The sequence below is a fragment of the Oceaniserpentilla sp. 4NH20-0058 genome (assembly GCF_040371755.1).
Classification (GTDB): domain Bacteria; phylum Pseudomonadota; class Gammaproteobacteria; order Pseudomonadales; family Oceanobacteraceae; genus Bermanella.
Genome location: NZ_BAABWE010000004.1, coordinates 135,740 through 159,505, shown reverse-complemented (window position 1 = coordinate 159,505; position 23,766 = coordinate 135,740). Strand labels below are relative to the sequence as shown.

The 23,766-nt window shown below is 42.1% G+C and carries 25 protein-coding genes; 14 read left to right on the top strand and 11 right to left on the bottom strand.

Annotated elements, in window-relative coordinates:
- Window positions 1-137 precede the first annotated feature (137 nt).
- Window positions 138-602: a tRNA (uridine(34)/cytosine(34)/5-carboxymethylaminomethyluridine(34)-2'-O)-methyltransferase TrmL gene (gene trmL, locus ABWV45_RS07405; protein WP_353350216.1), complete on the top strand. Its 465-nt coding sequence runs from the start codon at window positions 138-140 to the stop codon at window positions 600-602.
- A gap of 60 nt (window positions 603-662) precedes the next feature.
- Here the strand turns inward: trmL and secB are convergent, their stop codons facing one another.
- A complete protein-coding gene (gene secB, locus ABWV45_RS07400) occupies window positions 663-1,139 on the bottom strand; it encodes a protein-export chaperone SecB (protein WP_353350214.1) in 477 nt (158 codons plus the stop codon).
- An 18-nt stretch (window positions 1,140-1,157) separates the two neighbouring features.
- Window positions 1,158-1,574 carry a rhodanese-like domain-containing protein gene (locus ABWV45_RS07395; protein WP_353350212.1) on the bottom strand — a complete coding sequence of 139 codons (417 nt, stop codon included), beginning with the start codon at window positions 1,572-1,574 and terminating at the stop codon, window positions 1,158-1,160.
- A 186-nt stretch (window positions 1,575-1,760) separates the two neighbouring features.
- Here ABWV45_RS07395 and gpmI point away from each other — a divergent pair, with 186 nt between their 5' ends.
- The 4 genes from gpmI (at window position 1,761) to ABWV45_RS07375 (ending at window position 6,779) form a co-directional block, all read left to right on the top strand.
- Window positions 1,761-3,308 (top strand): 2,3-bisphosphoglycerate-independent phosphoglycerate mutase, encoded by a 1,548-nt coding sequence (gene gpmI, locus ABWV45_RS07390; RefSeq protein ID WP_353350210.1) that lies wholly within the window; start codon window positions 1,761-1,763, stop codon window positions 3,306-3,308.
- Window positions 3,308-4,444, top strand: a complete 1,137-nt coding sequence (locus tag ABWV45_RS07385; protein WP_353350208.1) for a murein hydrolase activator EnvC family protein — start codon at window positions 3,308-3,310, stop codon at window positions 4,442-4,444. The genes gpmI and ABWV45_RS07385 overlap by 1 nt, the downstream gene beginning before the upstream one ends.
- Before the next feature lie 126 nt (window positions 4,445-4,570).
- Window positions 4,571-5,914: a S41 family peptidase gene (locus tag ABWV45_RS07380; protein ID WP_353350206.1), complete on the top strand. Its 1,344-nt coding sequence runs from the start codon at window positions 4,571-4,573 to the stop codon at window positions 5,912-5,914.
- Window positions 5,880-6,779: a divergent polysaccharide deacetylase family protein gene (locus ABWV45_RS07375; protein ID WP_353350204.1), complete on the top strand. Its 900-nt coding sequence runs from the start codon at window positions 5,880-5,882 to the stop codon at window positions 6,777-6,779. The genes ABWV45_RS07380 and ABWV45_RS07375 overlap by 35 nt, the downstream gene beginning before the upstream one ends.
- On the opposite strand, the gene ABWV45_RS07370 is transcribed toward ABWV45_RS07375, so the two are convergent.
- Complete coding sequence (locus ABWV45_RS07370) at window positions 6,772-8,682, bottom strand: ATP-binding cassette domain-containing protein (protein ID WP_353350202.1); 1,911 nt, start codon at window positions 8,680-8,682, stop codon at window positions 6,772-6,774. The two genes, ABWV45_RS07375 and ABWV45_RS07370, sit on opposite strands and share 8 nt — an antisense overlap.
- Window positions 8,683-8,746: 64 nt before the next feature.
- On the opposite strand from ABWV45_RS07370, the gene ABWV45_RS07365 reads away from it, so the two are divergent.
- On the top strand, window positions 8,747-9,199 hold the full coding sequence (locus ABWV45_RS07365) for a TIGR02444 family protein (protein WP_353350200.1): 453 nt from the start codon (window positions 8,747-8,749) through the stop codon (window positions 9,197-9,199).
- Between the two features lie 9 nt (window positions 9,200-9,208).
- Here ABWV45_RS07365 and ABWV45_RS07360 read toward each other — a convergent pair whose 3' ends face one another.
- A complete protein-coding gene (locus ABWV45_RS07360) occupies window positions 9,209-10,108 on the bottom strand; it encodes a hypothetical protein (RefSeq protein WP_353350198.1) in 900 nt (299 codons plus the stop codon).
- 89 nt (window positions 10,109-10,197) lie between these two features.
- Complete coding sequence (locus tag ABWV45_RS07355; protein WP_353350196.1) at window positions 10,198-10,929, bottom strand: nucleotide-binding protein; 732 nt, start codon at window positions 10,927-10,929, stop codon at window positions 10,198-10,200.
- A 160-nt stretch (window positions 10,930-11,089) separates the two neighbouring features.
- On the opposite strand from ABWV45_RS07355, the gene ABWV45_RS07350 reads away from it, so the two are divergent.
- Entirely contained in the window at window positions 11,090-11,548 is a 459-nt protein-coding gene (locus ABWV45_RS07350; protein WP_353350194.1) for a DUF4124 domain-containing protein, read from the top strand.
- Here ABWV45_RS07350 and ABWV45_RS07345 read toward each other — a convergent pair.
- The 3 genes from ABWV45_RS07345 to ABWV45_RS07335 form a co-directional block, all read right to left on the bottom strand.
- The gene (locus ABWV45_RS07345) at window positions 11,545-12,492 is read right to left on the bottom strand and encodes a WD40 repeat domain-containing protein (protein ID WP_353350192.1); all 948 of its coding nucleotides are present in this window, start codon (window positions 12,490-12,492) and stop codon (window positions 11,545-11,547) included. The genes ABWV45_RS07350 and ABWV45_RS07345 overlap by 4 nt on opposite strands.
- 100 nt (window positions 12,493-12,592) lie before the next feature.
- Window positions 12,593-13,069 (bottom strand): sigma D regulator, encoded by a 477-nt coding sequence (rsd, locus tag ABWV45_RS07340; protein ID WP_353350191.1) that lies wholly within the window; start codon window positions 13,067-13,069, stop codon window positions 12,593-12,595.
- A gap of 167 nt (window positions 13,070-13,236) precedes the next feature.
- A complete protein-coding gene (locus ABWV45_RS07335) occupies window positions 13,237-13,740 on the bottom strand; it encodes a disulfide bond formation protein B (protein WP_353350189.1) in 504 nt (167 codons plus the stop codon).
- Between the two features lie 114 nt (window positions 13,741-13,854).
- On the opposite strand from ABWV45_RS07335, the gene ABWV45_RS07330 reads away from it, so the two are divergent.
- On the top strand, window positions 13,855-14,274 hold the full coding sequence (locus ABWV45_RS07330; RefSeq protein ID WP_353350187.1) for a flagellar basal body-associated FliL family protein: 420 nt from the start codon (window positions 13,855-13,857) through the stop codon (window positions 14,272-14,274).
- Between the two features lie 48 nt (window positions 14,275-14,322).
- On the opposite strand, the gene rmf is transcribed toward ABWV45_RS07330, so the two are convergent.
- The 3 genes from rmf to ABWV45_RS07315 form a co-directional block, all read right to left on the bottom strand.
- Complete coding sequence (gene rmf / locus ABWV45_RS07325; RefSeq protein ID WP_353350185.1) at window positions 14,323-14,526, bottom strand: ribosome modulation factor; 204 nt, start codon at window positions 14,524-14,526, stop codon at window positions 14,323-14,325.
- A 121-nt stretch (window positions 14,527-14,647) separates the two neighbouring features.
- Entirely contained in the window at window positions 14,648-16,210 is a 1,563-nt protein-coding gene (gene gshA / locus ABWV45_RS07320; protein WP_353350183.1) for a glutamate--cysteine ligase, read from the bottom strand.
- A gap of 128 nt (window positions 16,211-16,338) precedes the next feature.
- Entirely contained in the window at window positions 16,339-18,669 is a 2,331-nt protein-coding gene (locus ABWV45_RS07315; protein ID WP_353350181.1) for a Tex family protein, read from the bottom strand.
- Between the two features lie 245 nt (window positions 18,670-18,914).
- On the opposite strand from ABWV45_RS07315, the gene ABWV45_RS07310 reads away from it, so the two are divergent.
- From ABWV45_RS07310 to ABWV45_RS07285, 6 genes are all read left to right on the top strand, one after another.
- Window positions 18,915-19,313: a hypothetical protein gene (locus tag ABWV45_RS07310; protein WP_353350179.1), complete on the top strand. Its 399-nt coding sequence runs from the start codon at window positions 18,915-18,917 to the stop codon at window positions 19,311-19,313.
- 11 nt (window positions 19,314-19,324) lie between these two features.
- Window positions 19,325-20,041, top strand: coding sequence for a hypothetical protein (locus ABWV45_RS07305; RefSeq protein ID WP_353350177.1), 717 nt, complete (start codon window positions 19,325-19,327; stop codon window positions 20,039-20,041).
- Window positions 20,042-20,243: 202 nt separating this feature from the next.
- Window positions 20,244-20,639: a YybH family protein gene (locus tag ABWV45_RS07300; RefSeq protein WP_353350175.1), complete on the top strand. Its 396-nt coding sequence runs from the start codon at window positions 20,244-20,246 to the stop codon at window positions 20,637-20,639.
- 58 nt (window positions 20,640-20,697) lie between these two features.
- Window positions 20,698-21,540 carry an RNA polymerase sigma factor gene (locus ABWV45_RS07295; RefSeq protein ID WP_353350173.1) on the top strand — a complete coding sequence of 281 codons (843 nt, stop codon included), beginning with the start codon at window positions 20,698-20,700 and terminating at the stop codon, window positions 21,538-21,540.
- Window positions 21,541-21,962: 422 nt separating this feature from the next.
- Window positions 21,963-22,661 (top strand): helix-turn-helix domain-containing protein, encoded by a 699-nt coding sequence (locus ABWV45_RS07290; RefSeq protein ID WP_353350172.1) that lies wholly within the window; start codon window positions 21,963-21,965, stop codon window positions 22,659-22,661.
- A gap of 102 nt (window positions 22,662-22,763) precedes the next feature.
- On the top strand, window positions 22,764-23,765 hold the full coding sequence (locus ABWV45_RS07285; protein WP_353350170.1) for an AvrD family protein: 1,002 nt from the start codon (window positions 22,764-22,766) through the stop codon (window positions 23,763-23,765).
- Window position 23,766: the final 1 nt, after the last annotated feature.

Here is a 23,766-nt window from a genome sequence, read left to right as displayed (position 1 = left end):
TCTGGCTTTTTCTCTTTCTTTTTGAACCACTTACGTGGGTCTAACGTCCAGTTAAACAGATGCCTACTCCTTTAGACCTAACAATCAGGTAAACTGTCCTTCTTTTAATCCTAGTCAATCATGGTAGAAACACCACTATGCTGCACGTTGTCCTGTTTGAACCCGAGATCCCTCCAAATACTGGGAACATCATCCGCTTATGTGCCAATACAGGCTTTCAACTTCATTTAATTGAGCCCCTAGGGTTTGAGCTAGATGAAAAGCGTGTGCGCAGGGCAGGCTTGGACTATCACGATCTTGCCAATGTTAAAATCCATAAAAACTGGGATGCTTTTGTAAGCGAGATCAACCCACCTAATGCCTATGCCATAACCACAAAGGGCACTCGCTGGCATACACAGGTAGAGTTTAAGGAAGGGGACGCCATTGTAATGGGGCCTGAAACACGGGGCTTACCTGATGCCATGTTGGATACCCTGTCTCAAAACGAGAAAATCCGTATCCCCATGGTGCCGGATAGCCGCAGTTTGAATCTCTCAAATGCTACGGCTGTTATTGTGTTTGAAGCTTGGCGCCAGCTGGGGTTTGAGGGGGCGAATTAACGATTTTCAGGTATAAAAAAACCGAGCATTGCTCGGTTTTTTTATCAGCTTAACCTCAAATTAATGAGTGGCTTCTGCTTGAGCTTCTTCTTGTTTTTTCTGTAGGTTTTGCGCGTAAATCGCTTCAAAATTCACAGGGGCCAACATTAACGCAGGGAAACTGCCTTTAGTTACTAGGCCATCTACGGCTTCACGAGCATATGGGAATAACAAGTTAGGGCAGAATGCACCTAGGGTTTGGTGTAAAGCAGGTCCTTCAAGGCCATCAATTTGAAAGATGCCACCTTGTTGTACTTCAGCTAAAAATGCCGTTTTATCTTCGTTTTTAGCCGTAACCGTGATGGTTAGAACCACTTCATAGATGTTTTCATCTAATTTATTGCTACGGGTGTTTAGATCCATATTAACCTGGGGCTTCCATTGACCACGGAATATCTCTGGCGAATTAGGGCTTTCAAAAGACACATCTTTAGTAAAAATGCGCTGAATGGCAAACTGGCCTTTTTTCTCTTGCTGTGCTGCTGCTTGATCTGTCATGTTACTTCTCTAGTTTTATTATTTTTTGACCAAAGGTAAATTGTTATTGGTCCATTCCATTATGCCGCCACTTAGACGATAGACTTGTGCAAAACCATTGTCTTTGAGGGTCTTACTGGCCGCCGATGCTGTTTGGCCTGTCTTACATACCACAATGATGGGGTCAGATTTATGTTTTTCTAGGTCTGATATGCGTTCAGCCACCTGACTGTTAGGAATATGAACCGAATCCACTAAATGACCCGCCTTAAAATCAGCCTTATCACGGATATCCAATACCACAGCATTGTTCTGATTGATCAAGCGAGTTGCCTCGTGAGTACTCACTTTTGGCCCTGCTTTTTGACCGCTGTCCCAAGCCAATAAAGTCAACAGTACAAGTAGCGCACTGACCAATATCCAATTATTTGCAACAAACTCAACAAACTGTGCCATATACCACCTCTAAATAGTTGTGCGAAGTATACCGGATTTAGCGTTTATCAAAAGCTCTAAACACCCAATTATCTGGCTCATGCGGTGATCAATAGCAACTATTTTTTGCCCTTGCAGATCCATGGCAACATGACGCACAAACAGGTAAAATCGAATAAATTACTCATTAGCTTTTTATAGGGTCCTATGTCTACGTCACCTAAACCCGTTGCACTAATTATCCTTGATGGCTTTGGTGAGCGTGAAGATGCCACCGATAACGCCATCAGCGCGGCAAACACTCCCACTTGGGACGCGCTAAAATCAAATTACCCCCGCCAACTCATAAGTACTTCAGGTGAATCCGTCGGCTTGCCCGATGGGCAAATGGGCAACTCTGAAGTGGGTCACATGAATTTAGGCGCTGGGCGCATTGTTTACCAGAACTTCACCCGCATTAATAAAAGCATCAAAGATGGGGAGTTTTTTGAAAACAGCCAATTAGTCAACGCAATTGATGCGGCCATTGGCAAAGGGAAAGCCGTTCATCTATTGGGCTTATTAAGCCCTGGCGGCGTTCATAGCCATTTGGACCACATTAAAGCACTGGCCACTATGGCTAAAGATCGTGGTGCAAAAGCTATTTATGTACACGGCATATTAGATGGCCGCGACGTAGCCCCACAAAGTGCGCAACCATTTATCGAAGATATTGAAACCCATATGGCCAGCCTTGGCCTTGGGGATAATGCAAAGCTAGCCACATTAGTCGGCCGCTATTATGCAATGGATCGTGATAATCGCTGGGAACGCATCCAAAAAGCCTATGATATGTACACCCAAGGTAAAGCTACTTATCAAGCCGCTAATGGCGTTGAAGGATTATTAGCCTCTTATGAGCGTGACATTCATGACGAATTCATTGATGACACCATTCTAGGTGCTCCGGTTAAAGTTGAAGACGGTGACAGCATAATTTTCGCTAACTTCCGCCCTGACCGCGCCCGTGAAATCACTCGCGCATTTGTCGACGCTGAATTTGATGGCTTTATGCGTAACGCCCATCCAAAACTAAGCGACTTTGTAATGATGACAGAATACGCTGCCAGCATTAAAACCAGCTGTGCGTTTCCCCCTTCGACAATGGTTAATGATTTAGGGGAGTATGTGAGTAACCTTGGAAAAACTCAGCTGCGCATCGCAGAAACTGAAAAATATGCTCACGTTACGTTTTTCTTTAGCGGTGGCCGTGAAGATACCTACCAAGGAGAGGAACGTATCTTAATCAACAGTCCTGATGTAGCCACTTACGACCTACAGCCTGAAATGAGCGCACCAGAAGTCACCGACAAACTGGTGGATGCCATCGAAAACCAAAAATACGACTTAATCATTTGTAACTATGCTAATGGCGACATGGTCGGCCATACTGGGGTATTTGATGCTGCGGTTAAAGCCGTTGAAGCACTCGATGTTTGCCTTAAACGTGTTACCGATGCCATCTTAAAGGTGGGCGGCGAATGTTTAATTACCGCCGATCACGGCAACTGCGAACAAATGATCGACAGCAACGGTGGCCCCATGACACAACACACCACAGGCCCTGTAAACCTTGTGCATGTTAGCCAACAAGGTAAATCTGTCAGTTTAAAAACCGGTGGCTCACTGTGTGACGTGGCGCCAACGCTTTTAAGCATGATGGGGGAAAACCAGCCACCTGAAATGACAGGCCACTCTCTACTAGAGAAGCAATAATGCGCTTATTCGTTATTGTCAGCTTACTGCTTATGTTACCTTTTGCCGCAATGGCAGAAGGTAAACAACAGCTAAGTGAACATCATTTAAAACAACTTAGAGACGACATTAACGAGCTACAGAGCTACTTAAAAAAAGCCAAAGATGATCATAAAGGCCTAGTGAGCTCATTGCGCAAAAGTGATGAAGAAGTAGCAAAAGCCAGCAAGCAAGTTGAAGCCATTAAAAAAACGTTACAGGAGGAACGAGACCGCCTAAAAAAGCTCAAAGCCGAGCAGGGAGCGCTCAGCCAATCCCAGCACAAACAACAACGCATCCTTAACGACATTATTCTTGCCAGTTATAAATTAGGGCAAGAACCTCAACTAAAAATGCTGTTAAACCAGCAAGATCCGGTGCAGGTTTCGCGCAATTTAAGCTATCTTGCATATTTTAATCAGGCCCATGGTAAAGAGATCGAGCAATACCGATCAACTCTCAATTCTTTGGCAAAAGTACAAGCTGAAATAGAAAAAAACGAAGCCAGCTTACAAGCTACTTTTTCTTCGCTCAAAACCACCCACCAGCAACTAAAAGACAAACAAAGACAGCAAAGAAGCGATGCATTGGCGCTGAATAAAAAAATTGAAGGCAGCGGCCAGCAACTTACCCGCTTACAGCAAGACCGCCAGAACCTAATGGAAGTGTTAGGCAAAGTAGAAGAGGTCTTTTTACCGTTTGAGCGCAATCAAGAGAGCCGCCCCTTCAAGCAATTAAAAGGCAAGCTTCCCAGCCCACTCAACTCAAAGGTTCAACGAATATTTGGCGCATGGCAAACAAACGGCAAACAACGCTGGCAAGGTTGGCTATACCCAGGAAATACAGGGGATCACGTACGTGCAATTCACCATGGTCGTGTGGTATTTAGTGACTGGTTACGTGGCTTTGGCCTGCTAACCATTGTGGATCATGGGCAAGGTTACATGACACTCTATGCACGCAACCAAGCTTTATTAAAAAGTGTAGGGGACTGGGTGGAAGCCGGTGAAGTGATTGCCAATTTAGGCCACAGTGGTGGCTACACTGACAGCGCACTGTATTTTGAAATTCGCTATAAAGGTAAACCACAAAACCCTAAACGCTGGCTGAAAAGTTAAATACGTCTATTGAATAACATAAAACACCTAAATAACGAGGAAATGCGAGGGATTCACACTCTCTTACCTTCAAATTTCATAACAATCTGTTATAACTTATAAAGCTATTATAAATTGAGATTCTCTATGTTCCGCTCATTCCTCTTTACCCTACTAGCAGTGATGGCGCTTAACGTTTCCGCTCAAGACGTCATCGAGGGTGAAGCCCAAGTTTCTCCTTCTCGATTGCCCCTTGAAGAGTTACGCGCTTTTGCTGAAATTTACGAACGCATTCGCACCAGTTATGTTGAAACCGTTGATGATAGCACCCTCATTGAAAACGCTATTCACGGTATGCTAAATGGCCTCGACCCACATTCGTCCTATTTAGGGGAAGAAGACTTTGAAGATTTACGCACCAATACCAGTGGCAAATTTGGCGGCTTAGGCATTGAAGTAAGTATGGAAGACGGTTTCATTAAAGTCGTAAGCCCAATTGATGACACCCCAGCGCAAAAAGCAGGCATTAAAGCAGGCGACTTAATCCTAAAGCTCGATGAAACCCCAGTGAAAGGCCTTAGCTTAAACCAAGCCGTTGAAAAAATGCGCGGCGAACCGGGCAGCCCAATTGTTTTAACCATTTTGCGTGATGGTGGGAATCAGCCATTAGAAATCACCATTGAACGAGCTGAAATCAAAATCACCAGCGTAAAACAAAAACTATTAGATGAACAATACGGCTACATTCGAGTAACTCAGTTCCAAGAAAATACAGGGGCTGATGTAAACTATGCATTACAAATCCTCACCGAGAAAAGCGACCAACCTTTAAGTGGTATTATTCTTGATTTACGTAACAACCCCGGTGGCGTACTTGATGCGGCTGTAGCAATGAGTGATGTATTTATCGACAACGGATTAATTGTTTACACTCAAGGACGCCTTAAAAACGCCGATATACGTTATGAAGCCACCATAGAAACCGCCGCCCCTGACATTCCATTAATCGTACTTATTAATGGTGGCAGTGCCAGTGCCTCGGAAATTGTGGCAGGTGCATTACAAGACCATGGCCGCGCTATCATTATGGGCACACAAAGTTTTGGTAAAGGCTCGGTACAAACCGTACTACCACTTAATGGGGATCACGCGTTGAAACTAACCACCGCTCGATACTACACACCCAGTGGACGCTCTATTCAGGCCCAAGGCATAACCCCTGACATTGAAGTCCATCAAGGCAAATTCTCGGCAGAGAACGAATCCCGTTATTACAAAGAAGCGGATTTATCTGGACACTTGGAAAACCCAGAAGACACTACAAATTCAGAACAAGAGGAAAGCGAGCCTTCTGAAACCAAACTGCTAACCGATAAAGATTACCAATTACAGCAGGCCCTAACTATGCTTAAAGGCATGCAAATACTAAACAAAAAAGCCACTATTGAGCCAAGCGATGACGTACCTGCTGAAACTATTATTGATCAGTAGCCTGACATATGGCGCTTGGGCACAAGACCTTAAACCTGTTCAACTGGCCATCATCATTGATGATCTTGGAAATAGCCTGAACGCCGGTTTAAATGCCATTGCTCTACCAGCTGACATTACCCTTGCGGTTATGCCTCACCGAAAACACAGCAAGCTATTAGCTGAACGAGCTGGGCGATTAGGCCGAGATGTTTTATTGCATGCACCTATGAGTACGGTTAACAAACGTTTTTTGGGAGCCGGTGCATTAGATGAGCAACTATCAGAAGAAGACTTCAAACGTAAACTCGGGTTTGCCATTGAAAGTATCCCTTATATCAAAGGGGTGAATAACCATATGGGCAGCGCATTAACCACCAATGTTCAAGCCATGAGCTGGGTAATGCAGGTATTAAAGCCTAAGTCTCTGTTTTTTGTAGATAGCCGTACCAGTGCCGCTAGCGTGGGGTATGCCACAGCCCAACAGATGGGTCTAGCCAGTGCCACACGAGACATTTTTTTAGATAATGACATTACAACTGAACATATTCATCAGCAATTTAAGAAAGCCATTGCCGTGGCCGAGCAATATGGTAGCGCCATTGCGATCGGTCATCCTCACGCAGCAACCATTAATTATTTAGCCCATGTTTTACCGCAATTACAGGGGACTCATGTAAACGTGGTAAAAGTCAGTGATCTGGTGAAAACCAATACTCCACTAAGACCTCACGACGCGCGAGAACGCCCTGCCGCTATTCGCCCAGACCTTGATGCGTTTGTGCAGGAATTAATCAAGCGCAACGCCCCTGCTGCACCACTCCAGCTAACCCAATTGAAAACCAAGCCAGTCACCCAACCTGAAAGAACTCCCAGTATTAACTAGACAGCTGTTCCTCTAATGCTTCCATTTCTTCTAGTGCTTCCATCCATAAAGCTTCGGTTTCGTCTAAATCACTTTTAGCTTGTGCTTGCTGCGATAACACCTTTTGAAGGGTATCTTTGTTAGCTGCTTCATAAAGACCAGTATCAGCCAGTTGCTGCTCTAATTCATTTAACTGGTCTTGTAAGCTTTCCACTTGAGCTTCTAGTTTATCTACGTTCTTTTTTAACGGGCTTAGCTGTTTACGTATTTCTGCCTCACGGCGCTTTTTGTCTTTTTTTGCTTCAGCACTGTTTACAACTGCTTTACTACTTTCGGTTTTTGTTTCTTGGGCATCATCACTGATTTTAATGAAGGCACGGTAGTCTTCTAAGTCCCCATCAAATTCACTGACTTTGCCTTGATGCACTAAGTAAAATTGATCCACGGTGTTCGCCAATAAATGGCGATCATGGCTAACCACGACGATGGCGCCTTCATAATTTTGCAGGGCTAAGGTCAATGCATGACGCATGTCTAAATCAAGGTGGTTTGTCGGTTCATCTAAAATCAAAAAGTTAGGTTTAAGCCAAGCAATACGCGCCAACGCCAGTCGCGCAAGCTCGCCACCTGAAAACTTATCACAAACCTCTAAAGCTTGATCTCCGTGAAAACCAAAGCCGCCCAAAAAGTTACGAATCTTTTGATCAGAGGCCTCCGGCATCAGTTGCTGTAAATGCTCAGCCGGGGTTAGGCTTAAATCTAATTCATCCACTTGGTGCTGAGCAAAATACCCCACTGATAAATATTCACCTGCAATGGAGTCTCCGCTCATTAGTGGTAATTCACTCACTATGGCTTTAATTAACGTGGACTTACCCGCGCCATTGGCACCAAGCAAACCAATTCGGTCTCCAGGACGCAAGGTTAAGTTTACCGCCGACAATTGCACGCTTTTGCCATAGCCAATTTCTGCTTGCTGCAAGCTTAATAGGGGATCACTGTACTTTTCTGCATTGGGAAATTCGAAATGAAATTCGCTGTCCACATGAGCAGGTGCTATGCGCTCCATTCGTTCTAATGCTTTTACTCGACTTTGTGCTTGCTTCGCTTTACTGGCTTTTGCTTTGAAACGCTCAATAAAACTTTCTATGTGGGCAATTTGTGTTTGCTGTTGCTCATACAAGGATTGTTGCTGGGCTAATCGCTCCGCGCGACGTCGCTCAAAATCACCATAATTGCCTGAATACAAATTTGTTTTTAGTTGATATAAGTGAACAATGCCATCCACCACTGAATCAATAAAATCTCGATCATGGCTTATCAGCAGTAAGGTGCCACGATATCTTTGTAAAAAGCTCTCTAACCATAAGCTGGCATCTAAATCCAAGTGGTTAGTTGGTTCATCCAGCAATAATAAGTCACTTGGCATAATCAAAGCTTTAGCCAAATTTAAACGCATGCGCCAACCGCCACTAAAGGCACTAACAGGTTCGGATATTTGTTCTTGCTTGAAACCTAACCCTGCCAACATGGTTTGTCCAAGTTGTGGTACTTGATAACCATGAATTAACTCAAATTCCCCATGCAAATTTGCCAAAGCTAAATCATCTTGAGATTGCTCCGCTTGCTCAATGGCACGCTGAATTCGGCGAAACTCGTGGTGTCCGTCTAATACATAATCCAAGGCGCTCTTATCGCTGGCCGCCACCTCTTGAGCCATATGCGCGATGCGCCAATTTTTCGGAAGATATAATTCCCCTTGATCAGGGACTAATTCATTAAGCAACAATTTAAATAAGGTCGACTTACCAGCGCCATTGGCACCCACAATGGCAAGCTTGTGGCCATCGTGCACCGTTAGGTCCGCTTGTTGTAGAATATCTTTCGTGCCTAGGTGTAAATTAACCTGTTGCAGACGTATCATATTTAAACTTCACAAATAAATAGGGTGAGCTGTGTTTCAAGGCGGGCATAATGCCACAAAATCATTGGATAACCCATTCTGGCACTATTCATTAAAACAATATTCAAACCCTGCCTGTGCGTCATTTTTATTAGATGCTCAAGATAACTATGGGCTAGATATTAATATTTTGTTGTTTATCGGCTGGTTAAGTACGCATAAGCCTTCCCTAATTTCGATCTCGCATCTCAATTCCGCCATGAAATGGAACCAGAGGGTAATTCAGCCAATTCGATGGTTTCGGCGAAAAATTAAAATACTCAACGTCATTAAGGCTTATAACTGGATAAAAAAACAGGAGCTATGGGCGGAACAGGTAGAACAAGCAATGCTATTTTTGAGTAGCCAAGAACTCGCTCAGTTTAACGAAACGGGTTATGAAAATTTTGAAATGAATATACAGGTGTACTTAAAAGGAAAGATAGTGATTGAAGAGACTTGGTTGCAAGCGCTTTTCAAGCACCTGCAACCCAAGTAGAGCTATTGCTTATTCAGCAAATAGGCTTTGTACAGCTGGCGCTGGTGCTTCAGCTTTAGTTTCAGCAACAGGTGCTGGCTTAGCTACTTTTTTGGCTGGCTTTGCTGCCTTCTTAGCAGGTTTAGCGGCTTTCTTAGCTGGCTTAGCGGCTTTTTTTGCAGCTGCTTTCTCTTTAGCAGCAGCTTTTTTTGCAGCGGCCTTTTCTTTCGCTTTAGCGGCTTTAGCGGCTTTAGCTTCCGCTTTTTTGATTTTAGCTGCGGCTTTTTTAACTTTATCGGCTTCTTTTTTCGCTTTGGCTTTTTCTTTGGCTTTTTCAGCGGCTACCTTAGCTTTGGCCTTAGCTTTGGCTGCTGCTGCTTTTGCTTTCGCTTTTTCTTTGGCTGCTGCTGCTTTTTCTTTAACAGCTTCTGCTTTTAGGTAAGCTTTTTCAGCGGCTGTACGTACTTTCTCAACTTTAGCGGCTTTAGCGGCTTGAGCTTTAAGTTCTGCTTGTGCTGCTTTAGCTGATGCGACAACGGCTTTAGCTGCTTTTAATGCAGTTACTGCTGCTTGTGCTTTAGCTTTAGCACCAGCTAACTGTTTAACTGCTGCTGGAGTTTTCTTGGTTTTAACTTTAGTTGCTACTTTTGCTTGAGCATCTTTAGCTTTCTTGGCTGCTGCAGTGGCTTTTGTTAATTCTTTAGCCGCTTTAGTTGCTTCTTTAGCCGCATTGGCTACTTCAGCATTACGAGCTTTATCTAGCTGAGCCACTAATTTTGAGATTTCAATCTCAATTTTAGCAGTTTGGCTCACTGCCTTAGTTGCTGCTTTCTTTGCAGGTGCTTTTTTAGCAGCCACTTTTTTAGCGGGTGCTTTCTTTACTGCTGGTTTTGCAGCTTTTTTTGCAACTGGTTTTTTACGTGCGGCCATGATTACCTCGGGTATGCTCTGTGTGGGTATGGCAATTATACAAACACATTTTCGATACGCCAGAAGTAAACTGTATTTTTTAAAGAAAATTAGGTATTTTTCTCATTATTCAGCTGAACATTAAGCCATTTGATTAATGGCTTCCATTCTTCGAGGTCTTTTTCTTGAGGTTGTGAGAAATCAAAAACCCCCATACCAAATTCAGATGCGCGCACATACTGCTGAGTATCGCGAATAGAAGTGATGAAAGGAATGTTTAAACTATTCAAAAAGACTTCTAATTTATTATATCCAAGGGTATTTCTTTTCACTCGATTAGCAATCACAGCGATGGGTTTAGGTTTAATGCGAAAGCCCGGACTTAGAAGAACTTCTTTAATAAAATTGGTTGCGGCACGAATATCAATCACCGAAGGCACTACAGGAATCAATATGACATCACAGTGCCTCAAGTGGTCAGATAATACATTTCCTGTCACCCCTGCAGGGGTATCAATAATAATATAGTTAGTATTTAACGGGACTTTTAATTGAAAACTGCGAGTCGTTAAAGACCCATCTTTACGAAATGCGGCAACCGAATAGATTGCGGGTAATCCGTTTGAGCGCGCGGTTATCCATTGAACACTGGAACCTTGAGGGTCGTGGTCAATCATAGCCACTTTGTTTCCATACTTTGCAAAATACGAGGCCGCATTTGTTGCTAATGTGGTTTTACCACAGCCACCTTTTGCATTAGCAATCAATATTCGCTTAGGTGTCACTTGCTCAACTACACGAGCCGTCTGCGATTTAATGGGTTCGAAAATACGTTTAGACACCTGCTCACCTTGTTAGATTGAACATTCTATTTGCGTTTATTCTGACAATTTGACGGCTAACGCTGACTTTATTTCTATTCATATCTTAGTGCTTTAAGTTATCACTGCAGTTTGCTTCATTTTTCGCTAAACTATCCATTTTACTCACAAGGATGTACCTATGGGCATTTTTAATAAACTTCTGTTACTCATTTTGGTACTTGCTGTTGCAAGCCCATTTTTTCTTAAAAAGCCTGATGGAACTCCAATAATGGATATCAATGAGTTTTTAAAACCCGTTACATCCGTCAAAGAATCTGTTTTGCCTACGGAATCAAAAACCTTATATCGTTGGCAAGATGAAAAAGGTAACTGGCAATACAGCGATCATCCTCCGCAAAATAATCAGGCTGAATCAATTAAGGTCAAACATAACATCAATGCGATGAAGACCATTGATCTACCGGAAGGGTACCAAGATAAACCTAAGGAATCCGAGAGCTTTGACCCTACGGATAATTCTGGTTCATCTTTACCTCTTACCACTGCGCCTATTGAAAAAGTCCCTGAAATGCTCAACCAAATTGACAATTTTCAGCAAAACTTAAATGACCGCCAAAAGCAATTGGATAACCTTTAATTAAGTTCATAAGTTATGCCGTTTGCCCCAACCGCTTTATAGCCAGTTGGGGCAAATGCCACATCCAATACCTGTGTCTTTTTATTCACCCAACCACTACGTGGTGAAAGCTGCCAGCGTTTTATAATTTGGCCCACTTTTACATCCCATAAAATCACGTGACCACTGGAGTTTCCGGTTAATAATTCAGTTCCCTCTGGGTTGAATCGAGCACTGGTATAAAAGCCATTATTTTGCGCAAGCTTCAATAACTCTTGCCCATTGGTTAAATCCCATATGATACTGTCTTCTCTATGACTGGCTGCAAAACCTAGCGAGCCATCTTGTGAAATAGCGACCACTTTTATTTGATTTTCTAATTGCCACGAGAAGCTAGATTTACCCGTTGATAAATCCCACACTTTCACCCATGAATCGTCACCACCCGTTATGCCCCATTTGCTGTTTAAGCTGACATCTACTGTCTGTACAACACCTTCATGAGGCAAGCGAAACTTCACTCCCCCATTTTGAATATCAAATAATGCGGCTTCATAATTATCCATACCTAGTAATGCAAATGAGCCGTCTTGAGTTAATTTCATAGATTCTATGTTGGCAGGGGCTTCCCATAACCAAAACGCTTCTCCGGTTTTGGCATTCCACAATACTATTTTTCTATGCTCTGCTGTGCTGGCATATTGGTTATTGTTGCTGATAGCGCAACTTAGAACCCCTGTTTTAGTATCTGTCTTATGGTTCCAGTCGAATAAGCGCTCTACGGGGTCTACTTGCCAATAACTGCCTCCATGATGAATTGAACCCACTAACACGCGATCACCACTACTGGATAAACAGGCGCTATAAACCCCTTGAACAGCCATTTCCCATTGGGCAGTTGGACTACTGCCACTGGAACACCCCAGTAAAATTTGAAATAGAAATAATATAAAAAAGAGTTTCATGTTCGCCCTCACGTTATATTAAGTGTAGGCGAGGAATTATGTTTTAGCAGATTAAGAGAAAGGCAAAAAAATAGACGCAATGCGTCTATTTTTTCAGGCATTAAGCGATCATTTCTTTATGAACGTTATGCAGTGCTTCAATGAGCTCGTCTTCTAGTTCAAAGCGTTCTTCTAATAACTCACCTAACGTGGATAAGTCTTTAGGTAATTCCGTGAGTTTTTCAATACAACTTTCTGCTGTGTCATAGCTGTCATTAAACTCGACACATGTTTCTGTGATTTGTTCTAGCCGCGGATAATGATGTTTGGCAAGCTCAATGCCGCCATCATTAAATTCTTTAGCTTCGCGAATAAGCTGTTCGTATATTTCAAAATGTCCAGCACTGCAATAGTCCATCAGCACCTGACAAAACGCCGCCACTTTGACGGATACTGGTGTTTCTCTGGGGCTGTATGGCTTTAGTCCACGAATGGCGCAATACAATACCAGTAACTCCTGTCGTTCATTCAACCAACGATCAATCATTGAATGAACACCACCCCAACGTTCTTTAGCGTCTTTGCAACTCTCTAGCATGGCTAGTCCCCTTACTTATACTTATCCCACTGAAATAAGTTCCAGTTTATTCAATATAGGCTTGGTTGTTGGGAGCTGCAAGCACCAAAATTTCTATATTTTTAATGCTTGAGTATGCTTTGAAATTGAAATAGTATCGCTAAAAGGGCTTGTATATTTTATTGATGTTAGCCTTTGGTTTTCTTAGTTGTTAGCAACAAATAAAGTCCTGCCAGTACAAACCCCACAAACCATACCAGCATCCATTGAGGCATCGACAACCCAATAAATGACCAATGGCTATCAGCACAATTACCATTACCACGTAACATCACAGTTAATACCTCAGCCCAAGGTAATGTATCTACCATGTACTCTAAACTTGGCCCACAGGTAGGTACCTGATCCGCAGGTAAGCTTTGAATCCAAGCGTGTCGACCCGCGACAGAAATTCCTAATATCCCGCTTAGCACAATTAACACGGCGAATACTGTGCGTGCAATTAAGTTGCCCCCAAATAAAAACCCTGCAAGCCCTGTTAATCCAACCAGTAATACCGCAATTCGTTGCATCATGCACAATGGGCATGGGTCCATATACAAAACATACTCAAAATAATACGCCGTTGCCAATAACGCTGCGCAAGATAAAAAGATGCCTAAGTTAATCACTCGATTTGAAATGGGTAGCATGTGTTGCCTTTATATTAATACAGTACTTATAGCTAGACAGAAAACTTAGCCATTGGTTTCAGCAAGGATGACAAGCTGATCTATGCTTAAAACAGCATGAATCAATGAGGAACCATGATGAAACGACATAATCTATTGATTGTAATGGCATTAATGACCATTAGTCACCTGATTTGGGCAGAAGACCCTCCTCCTGCAAGTGGTGGTGCCACGCAATACGTCCACCTACAGCCTGCTTTTGTCTTAAATTATGGCAGTAATGTCACGGGACGCTTAAAGTACATACGTACCGATGTGGCATTAAGAGTGGTCGGCGCAGAAGCCGCAGGTAAAGTGAATCACCACCAAGCTTACATTCGTAACCAGTTAGTGTTGCTACTCAGCCAGCAAGATGAAGATACAGTGAATGATGCACAAGGCAGGGAAAATTTAAGACAGGTTGCACTGGATGAGATTCGAGCACTTCTGACTGAATTAGAAGGCAATCCATATATTGAAGACTTGTACTTCCAAAATTTTGTGGCTCAGAATTAACAATTAAGCCAAAAAATAGGCCGCTTAAAAGCGGCCTATTGATTAAAATTAAACAGTTTTCTTGAAAGATGCAGGGTATTTAATATCAAATTGCTCTTTGCCATCACACCAACCCGCTTCCCAAGCATTGATCACTAGCTCAGTTTTATGGGGACAAGTAGAAATCTCTTTTCCTACCATACCGGCCATAAATCCACGGCGATAGGCTTTCTCTAAATTTTCAACGTCCCACTGCGGGTCCACTAGTTTCATAGGCATTTCCAAGTCCGTATGCGCTAGAGGATAAATCTAACCAATAAGGCACCAATATCAAGCATCAAGCTGGGCTGAGTGCGCCAAGCTAGTTAGGTATCTAACTGTTTTGTGATCTATCTCACTCTTTGATTAGGTATTCCTTAAGGTACTGTGCAAAAGGTATTGTGCTTTCGCACTCTAATTGGGATTGCTGCGCAATGGATTTTTCAGCAAGCTGTTCCCATTTTATGTTTTTTTCTGTTGCCAATGGTTTACGAAAATATGTTTCAACTTGCTTTGCTTGGTCTAATGCAAATTGACTAAACGATTGATTTTTTTCTTTCATTTTCGCCAATACGTTTGCACTTGGCGTTAAAGAAACATCGCTCACTCGTAATTTCATTTTCGCTAATGCATCTTGGAAATCTGAAGTTTGTTTTTTCTCATCTAATAACTTGGCCAAAGGTTCAAGTTCTTTTAATAACTCGCCACCCCACTCTTTAACCGACACTAACGAACCTAAACGCTTAAGCCTAAATTCGGGGTTACGCCCATCCATAACAATGTTTTTAGAATTTTGCGATACTTCATTGCACTCTGCTTCAGATAACTTAGGACTTGGATTCAACAAACAATATGATAGAAATAAATCCAAAAAGTTAATTTGTTCTCGATCTATTCCTAATGGTTCAAACGGATTTAAATCCAAACAACGTACTTCTATATACTCCACGCCGTATTTATTCAAAGAGGTGAGGGGTTTTTCGCCGTGTTGACTGTTTCTTTTAGGGCGTATATCTGAATAGTATTCATTTTCAATTTGCAGCAAATTGGTGTTTAACTGTTTGTATTCAGCATTTTCTTCTACGCCTATCACTTCATATTGTGCAATGGTTTGATGCATCGCACTTTTAAGCGTTTGGGTATAAGTTGGTAAGCCATTAAAACAAACAAATAAATCGTCTTGCGCATTGTTTTGATAACCTAAACCACTCATGCGTAAGCTGGTGGCATAAGGCCCATAATATGTGCTGTCATCCCATTTAATTAAGTCATGATTACTATCATCTAAAAAGCTCGCATCCAAAGCAGGGCTTGCACCAAATAAATAAAGCAACAACCAAGAGTAGCGACGGAAATTACGAATCAATCCAAAATAACCTTGGCTTATGAAATCTTTATCCAGCGTAGCTCCTTGCTGTTCAGCTAGAAAGCCCCACAACTCTTGTGAAACAGAAAAATTATAATGTAAGCCCGCTATACACTGCATTTTTCGGCCGTAACGATGCCATAATCCGTGTCGATATACGTGCTTCAGAGTACCTGTATTAGAAGTACCGTAATAGGCAATGGGTACATCTAATTCATCCTCAATAACACCGGGCATAGAGGCAGGCCAAATAAATTGGTTATCTAACTTTGTATAACTAAAACGCTGTACTTCATCCAAATATGTCAGAACATCATCAGGGTTATCACTTACAGGAGTGATGAACTCCAATAGGGCTTCACTGTAATCCGTTGTGATGCTGGAATGGGTCAGAGTACTTCCTAATGCACTAGGGTGTGGCTGCTGATTGATTTGCGTATCGGCATTAACACGTAACCCTTCTTTTTCAATCCCCCGCGTAAAACGTAACGCGGATGGGTGCACAGACTGAAGTTGATGCAATATTTGATCGAATGACAAAGACTGAGACAAAAGGGTAATCCTAGTGTGGGGTTTGGGGCGATTATAGCCAGCTTAACTTGGGATAAAAACCAGCTAGTTGCAACAATCTATCCTAAATAACCTAGGCTTCATGCAAACCTAGGTTATTGATAGGCATATTATAGGCGCTTACTTTTCTTTTTCTGGGCTTGAGCAAACAAAGCGGCCATAGAGCTATTTTGAGTTTGCCCCTGAGGCTGACTAGTGTGCTGGCGCGCAGTACTTTGACGCGGCTTGCGCTCACCCCTAGGTGTGGCTTTTTCAGCTTGGTAATCAGTGGCGTTATCACCCATGCGCATGGACAGCGCTATACGTTTACGGGGTGCATCCACTTCCATTACCTTCACTTTCACCACATCTCCCGCTTTTACCACTTCACGAGGGTCATCGATGAATTTATCGCTCATCATCGAGATATGCACTAAACCGTCTTGGTGAACGCCCACGTCAACAAACGCACCAAAGGCGGTTACGTTAGTCACAACCCCCTCAAGGATCATGTCGTCACGTAGGTCTTTGATCTCTTCTACGCCTTCTTTAAACTCGGCGGTAATAAATTCAGGGCGCGGGTCACGACCGGGTTTTTCAAGCTCGACTAAAATATCTTTAATGGTGGGCAAACCCACTTGGTCAGATACAAATTCGCTGGCGTTAACCGCATGCAAGAATGCACCATCTCCAATAATGGATTTCACATCTTTTTGTGCATTGGCCGCAATTTGCTTCACTACATCATAAGATTCAGGGTGAACAGAGCTGGCATCCAGTGGGTTTTTACCATTGGATATTTTTAAGAAACCTGCAGCTTGCTCGAAGGTTTTACCACCTAAACGAGGGACTTTTTTCAAATCGGTACGGCTTTTATAGGCGCCGTTTTCTTCACGAAACGCCACAATATTGCTGGCAATTGTAGAGTTCAAACCAGAAACACGAGTCAATAGGGGCGCTGACGCCGTATTTAAATCCACACCTACCGCGTTTACACAGTCCTCAACAACGGCATCCAGCGAACGCGCCAATGCGGTTTGTGATACATCGTGTTGGTACTGGCCTACACCAATAGCTTTCGGGTCAATTTTAACCAACTCGGCTAGCGGGTCTTGTAAACGGCGGGCAATGGAAATAGCGCCACGTATGGTCACATCTAAATCTGGGAATTCTTTAGCGGCTAATTCAGATGCCGAATACACAGATGCACCCGCTTCACTGACCACTATTTTTTGCACCTTAAGGCTTGGGTTTTCTTTCAGGAACTCCGCCACCACTCGATCCGTTTCCCGAGAGCCTGTTCCATTACCAATAGCGATCAAACCTACATTGTGCTTTTCACATAATACTTTCAGCGCCGCTTTACTTTGGGTAATTTGATTTTGCGGCGGCGTAGGGTACATCACACCGTGATCCATCACCTTGCCCGTAGCATCCACCACCGCCACTTTCACCCCTGTGCGTAAGCCTGGGTCCAACCCGATGGTAGCTTTATGACCAGCAGGTGCCGCCATTAATAAATCTTTCAGATTGGTGGCAAAAACCTTTATCGCTTCATCTTCGGCACTTTCACGGATTCGTGAAATAAGCTCGTTCTCTAATGAGGTGAGTAACTTCACCCGCCATGTCCATTTCACCACTTCCGCTAACCATTTATCAGCGGCACGGCTTTTAAATTCAATATCATAAAAACCAGCCACCATACCTTCACACGGGCTTGGTGTCAGTTTGTCTTCCGGATCACCGGTCACCAAGTTAGCCCCCAAGAAACCTTCGTTACGGCCACGCAAGATGGCCAACGCACGATGACTTGGTACTTTGTTTAGCGGCTCATCATGTTCAAAGTAATCTTGGAACTTGGCGGCTTCATTTTCTTTGCCTTTCACCACCCGCACACTCAAAGTGGCTTCTTGCCATAAAAAATCACGCAACTGTTGAATTAAGTCGGCGTTTTCGGCAAAGCGCTCCATAAGGATGAATTTCGCGCCATCTAATACCGCTTTCACATCCGCAAAACCTTTCTCGACATCAATATAGTTATTGGCTTCACTTTCTGGATTTAAATTTGGATCAGCTAAAAGTGCATCGGCTAATGGCTCGATTCCCGCTTCGATAGCGATTTGGCCCTTGGTGCGGCGCTTTTGCTTATAAGGTAGGTATAAATCTTCAAGACGGTTTTTGCTGTCGGCCAGCATGATTTGGCCTTTTAGCTCGTCGGTGAGCTTGCCTTGCTCTTCAATGCTTTTCAAAATAGTACTACGTCTGTCTTCCATTTCGCGCAGGTAACGTAGGCGCTCTTCTAGCTGACGTAATTGGCCATCGTCCATGCCTCCGGTGACCTCTTTACGGTAACGAGAGATAAACGGCACCGTGGCTCCTTCATCTAACAAAGCAACCGATGCGACAATCTGAGGTAGCTGAACATTTAGCTCTGTGGCCAGTGTTTGAAAAATACGATCCATAAAACAACACTCTTATCATTGTTCTCGCCCTGCCAAACCCATTAGGCAAGGGGGGATGAGATTATACCCTATGAATTGATGGTATGTATGGGGGAAATGTAACCATGAGAAGTGGCTAAAATACGAGCAGAAATCAGCATCTGCACCAAAGTATCAAGTGAAACTTGTATAAATAACTTATAAAAATATAATTCGCCCCTAGTAATTTATTAGTAGTTAATAACAATTTAATTAAGGGACTATTTATGATCCGATCTTTAAGCCTAGCTGCAACTCTACTGGCTGCCCAATTTTCATATGCAACCACAGCACAAATTCAAGTTGCCGAAAGGGATTGTAGCAATACGACTTTAACCAAACTATTCAATGGGCAGTCTAGATGGACATCCGCTTATTCTGCGATCAACCGTGAAAACTCAGATGACTCTAAGTGTACACAAAGTGATGTGCAAACATGGTTAACTACACTTCAAGCTTCATGTACTACTTATTTTGACATCATCAGCATTACTCCGATTACGAAAGGGTACGCTCAAATTGCCTATCACGATTATGCTTATGCAAGTACAGATGAAAATGGTCGTGCAGGTGGCTACGGGTATAGCTATACCGACCGTCTCATCATGACCTATCGCTGCTTATGATGCATATTAAAATGAAATGGTTCAGCTCATTATTATTCGCTGTTCTACTAGTAGGCTGTGGAAGTTCTGCTGAAGATTCCGATAAACCAAAAGATACGATTGTACCTACTCAGCCTGAACCAGAACCAGAACCAGAACCTGAGCCAGAACCTGAGCCAGAACCTGAGCCAGAACCTGAGCCAGAACCTGAACCTGAGCCAGAACCTGAGCCAGAACCTGAGCCAGAACCTGAGCCAGAACCTGAACCTGAACCTGAACCTGAACCTGAACCTGAGCCAGAACCTGAGCCAGAGCCAGAGCCAGAGCCAGAGCCAGAGCCAGAGCCAATTAACCCTATTGTTGAGGTGTTTTATAATGCAAATCTAAATGGGAGCAGTATAAAGGTTGATGGTCAATCGCTTGATTTTTCGGGTGTATTTATTTCTGAATTTGGAGAGTTCTCTGGAATAAGTGTTGGCATTTCAGGGGAGATTTGGGATTGGAATGATATCTCACTAAGTGAATCTGGAGAGTTTTCCGGTAATTTATATATCAATTATCAAGATCAATGTGCCTTTGATAGTGTAACGGTTTCCGAACATTTAGAATTCTCAGGAACTGCTATTTGCATTTCTGGAATGCAACTCAACTTTGATAGCATTACAGTTTCCGAACTGAATTTTAATGGATCGATAACACGCTTTGACGGTAATCAAATTAACCTAAGTGACATATCAATAGTTCATTAACTTATACATACATAAGTACAAATAAAAACACCGAAGCATTCGCTTCGGTGTTTTTATCAATCAACTACTAATCAAAGATTAGCCTACTAAAAAATAATTCATTACTTTTGTCACACCTGCCTTACCCCACTTGTCTAAATCAATATGCATCATAAAGAAGTTGCATGAATTAGATAATTAATCATCAATAGAAGGCAAGATAATGGATTTTAACCAAACCAACATACTCAAAACCATCAAAAGCATGACGGCTGCTTTTAATAATAAAGACATAACAGGTGTACTTGCCGCTTACGAACAAGACGCGGCGGTTATGTTTGAACCGGGTACAAGCGTCTCATCAAAAGATGCATTAAGACAAAACTTTGAATCTATGTTTCAAGTAAACCCTAAATTTACTTATCCTAAAGGGCATGAGGTATACATCTCCAATGACATTGCTTTACATGTGGCTCCTTGGGAAATGAGCGGCATGGCACCAGATGGCAGCGCCATTAAGCAGTCTGGATTATCGATTGCGGTTTTAAGAAAAAAACCGGATGGAAATTGGTTAATGGTATTGGATCACCCTAATGGCCAGCATTTAATGTCAAACTAACCCTATTAAGCAATGAACAAGCGCCCGTTTTCATAAAAATGGGCGTACAGGATTTTATATGGAAATTGAAGCATTAGTGTCAGCAGCCACCAAAGGCAATAAAAACGCCTTGGAACAAATAGCGGTATCCATTCAGGATAGGATTTACGCCTTAGCGTTAAGAATGTTGGCCAATCCCATGGATGCACAAGATGCCACTCAAGAAATTCTAATCAAGGTGATCACCAACCTGTCTACCTTTAAATTCAACAGTCAATTCACTACTTGGGTATATCGCATTGCCGTGAATCACTTAATCAATAGCAAAAAGATGTTAGATAAAGAACTGGGCTTAACGTTTGATATGTATCGAGAAGATTTAGAAAGCGATTTACAAGCGCCCAGCCACTGGCAAGAAGACGCTCACGTAGACGTGCTCTTAAACGAATTACGAATTTCCTGCACCATGGCCATGCTGCTATGTTTGAAGCCCGTTTATAGGATGGCGTATATTTTAGGCGACATTCTGGATATGGAGCATCAAGAAGCCAGTGACATCCTTTCTATATCAAAAGATAACTTTCGCCAACAGCTTTCACGAGCGAGAGCAAAAATCATTAACTTCATGAACACCAGTTGTGGTTTTGTGAATCACTGTGCCAAATGCAGTTGTGAGAAAAAACTCACGGGAGCAATCAGCCGAGAAAGAATTAACCCTGATAGTATTTTCTTCTCAACCAAAAACCAATATACCTATTCTGAAATTAAAGAGTCTCTCGCCACCACCCAGCAAGACTTAAAAGCATTGGCATCACAAAAATCAATTCAAACATATAAATCACCTATTGAACTGGGCGGTATGATTGAATCACTAATTAATGAAGGAATACGACTTAGGAAAAATACTAGGATTACGCAATAAACACACAATAAATAATCAGACAGCCACCGCCCCCTTGCCAGGGACACTAAAAACTAGTTCGGTCTTTTATCAGAAAAGGAACTATAAAAAAAAAGGCATAGAGCATTTTAATACTTAAGTATAGGATCAACAAACACGAGAGTGTCGATAGGTCTGAATTCAGGCTAAGTGCAAGACATATTTATCAATCAATACTTTTTCCTTAGTGATAAGTCGCTAACAATCACATCAAGTTTCTCCCCCATAAGTAATTAATGAAGATATAAATTTCAAAAAAATAATTTACTCTAATACTAGAGCATTATTTCATTAGTAAAACTGAGACTTATAACCCATCGCCTTGAATAAAAAGGGAATTAAAATTGAAGCGTTAATATGGTTGGGGTAGTATTTGGCGCCAAAAGGATCAACAGGCATTAACCATGGAAGCCAACTCCCAGCAACTTCGTGAAACGCTGAGGCTAACGCGGGACTTACTCGATGTACAATCCGAAGCAGACTTAGAATATGCATTAGAATGGTTTGCAAAAATTATAAAATGCGACTCTATTTTAGTACTCAATTTTAGAAATAACGTTCAAGTTACCTCACTTGAAACCAATGCCGCTTACCATACACAAAAAACACATGGCAAATGTGACCAAGATTCTATTCTTGAAAACCCCTTATTCCAATTGGCTAAATCATCATTTGAATGTATTCGTGAAGATTTTAAAATCTGCTTACCTCCGTGTGGTGGCTTAGGCACCTTACATGGTGAAAAAGACATAGAAAATAATTCTATGACATCTCTATTAATGGTAACAAAAGACCGATCATCACTTCAAAGTGGCAATGAAATTACTCAGTTCTTGTTGCCACATATTACCTCCGCCATTTCCAGATACAATCGAACTAAAGCATTGAATAAAAATTCACATTCAGGGATTTTAAGTACACGCGAGCTTGATGTTCTTAATTGGATAGGCGCAGGAAAATCTAACTGGGAAACCGCAATGATTTTAGGTATTTCAGAGAATACTGTTAAATTTCATGTTTCTAATATTTGTAAAAAATTAAACGTTAGGAAACGTGGCCACGCCATCGCAAAAGCCTCTCAACTAAATTTAATTACTATTTAATTTCAATATATATTTTTTTACCTACCTTTTCGGGTAGTAGAGATTTATGAGTGTTAACAGTAGTTTTCATGTTTACAAAATATAAAAGCATGGAGCTAAGATATGTCAGCTATAGGCACTCACAATATCGATGAAATACTCGGTAAAAGTCATCAACGCTACTTCGGTGCGGGCTATAAACATGTTAAACATAACATTGAAGACATTCACATCGACCCAGATAAAAATAATTTCGATGCAATGGTGAGCATTCAATATCCTAGCAGCTGGTCCTCAAAAAAAACATCTAAAGAACTAAAGCCACACTTAAGTACCATAGATGTCTTTGTAGTAGCCGCTCAAATGTGTGATGTATTTATGTCTCATTGCTTTAAATTATCCGAAGGCGAAAGCAAACAAGCATGGCTGCGATCACTTACTGTAAAAGCGGGAAAAGACTCCATCTTAGATTTAAGCCAAATCCCTCTCTCAGGCGCTTTAATTAAAAGTATAAAAACCGATGACTCCATTAATGGTTTTCTTTCAGAGTTCAAACTCACTTTAGGTGGATTCAGCTTAACTCTAGAAGTAGATCACAGCGCACTAGCCACAAAATGCTCTAACTCCGCAATTACCTTTAAAAGCTTAAATGAAATATTTGATGCAGATAGAAGAGCCTATTATGGCGATCAATATGCTCATATCATGCATAACATATATATCAGCAATATGAGCCCACTCGAAATTAATGGCCATTTAAAATTTGAAAAAAACTCAGACTATAATCCTACCTCTGGTATCGGAGCGGCCTTTTCCGGTTGCTATAACCCGTTAGATCTAATGATCTGCGGAGCTCAATTAAGCCAAGTTTTGGTATATCAAATAGATCAACTTTCCCGTGAAAATACTAAAAACCTATGGATGCGATCTGTCAAAGTGGTTTGCCCCCAACCACTAATTAAAGGCGGCAGCTTTCCTATAAAAGTTGAAACAAAGAAAACACGCTTAATTAGCAAGGGAGGCGAAAGCTGGCGCATGGCTGATTTACGTGCCACGTCACCTATTGACCCTGATTTTTATATGGAATCAAACGTCGCCCACGAAATTCATGATGCAATTAACTAAT

Coding starts and splice junctions, on each gene's coding strand:
- ABWV45_RS07290 (WP_353350172.1), top strand. CDS start 21,963: ATGGAAGCCAACTCCCAGCAACTTCGTGAAACGCTGAGGCTAACGCGG.
- trmL (WP_353350216.1), top strand. CDS start 138: ATGCTGCACGTTGTCCTGTTTGAACCCGAGATCCCTCCAAATACTGGG.
- secB (WP_353350214.1), bottom strand. CDS start 1,139: ATGACAGATCAAGCAGCAGCACAGCAAGAGAAAAAAGGCCAGTTTGCC.
- ABWV45_RS07335 (WP_353350189.1), bottom strand. CDS start 13,740: ATGCTACCCATTTCAAATCGAGTGATTAACTTAGGCATCTTTTTATCT.
- rmf (WP_353350185.1), bottom strand. CDS start 14,526: ATGAAACTAGTGGACCCGCAGTGGGACGTTGAAAATTTAGAGAAAGCC.
- ABWV45_RS07360 (WP_353350198.1), bottom strand. CDS start 10,108: ATGGCCGCACGTAAAAAACCAGTTGCAAAAAAAGCTGCAAAACCAGCA.
- ABWV45_RS07370 (WP_353350202.1), bottom strand. CDS start 8,682: ATGATACGTCTGCAACAGGTTAATTTACACCTAGGCACGAAAGATATT.
- ABWV45_RS07295 (WP_353350173.1), top strand. CDS start 20,698: ATGGAAATTGAAGCATTAGTGTCAGCAGCCACCAAAGGCAATAAAAAC.
- ABWV45_RS07305 (WP_353350177.1), top strand. CDS start 19,325: ATGAAATGGTTCAGCTCATTATTATTCGCTGTTCTACTAGTAGGCTGT.
- gpmI (WP_353350210.1), top strand. CDS start 1,761: ATGTCTACGTCACCTAAACCCGTTGCACTAATTATCCTTGATGGCTTT.
- ABWV45_RS07380 (WP_353350206.1), top strand. CDS start 4,571: ATGTTCCGCTCATTCCTCTTTACCCTACTAGCAGTGATGGCGCTTAAC.
- ABWV45_RS07385 (WP_353350208.1), top strand. CDS start 3,308: ATGCGCTTATTCGTTATTGTCAGCTTACTGCTTATGTTACCTTTTGCC.
- ABWV45_RS07330 (WP_353350187.1), top strand. CDS start 13,855: ATGATGAAACGACATAATCTATTGATTGTAATGGCATTAATGACCATT.
- ABWV45_RS07310 (WP_353350179.1), top strand. CDS start 18,915: ATGATCCGATCTTTAAGCCTAGCTGCAACTCTACTGGCTGCCCAATTT.
- ABWV45_RS07350 (WP_353350194.1), top strand. CDS start 11,090: ATGGGCATTTTTAATAAACTTCTGTTACTCATTTTGGTACTTGCTGTT.
- ABWV45_RS07345 (WP_353350192.1), bottom strand. CDS start 12,492: ATGAAACTCTTTTTTATATTATTTCTATTTCAAATTTTACTGGGGTGT.
- ABWV45_RS07375 (WP_353350204.1), top strand. CDS start 5,880: ATGACGTACCTGCTGAAACTATTATTGATCAGTAGCCTGACATATGGC.
- rsd (WP_353350191.1), bottom strand. CDS start 13,069: ATGCTAGAGAGTTGCAAAGACGCTAAAGAACGTTGGGGTGGTGTTCAT.
- ABWV45_RS07285 (WP_353350170.1), top strand. CDS start 22,764: ATGTCAGCTATAGGCACTCACAATATCGATGAAATACTCGGTAAAAGT.
- ABWV45_RS07300 (WP_353350175.1), top strand. CDS start 20,244: ATGGATTTTAACCAAACCAACATACTCAAAACCATCAAAAGCATGACG.
- ABWV45_RS07395 (WP_353350212.1), bottom strand. CDS start 1,574: ATGGCACAGTTTGTTGAGTTTGTTGCAAATAATTGGATATTGGTCAGT.
- ABWV45_RS07315 (WP_353350181.1), bottom strand. CDS start 18,669: ATGGATCGTATTTTTCAAACACTGGCCACAGAGCTAAATGTTCAGCTA.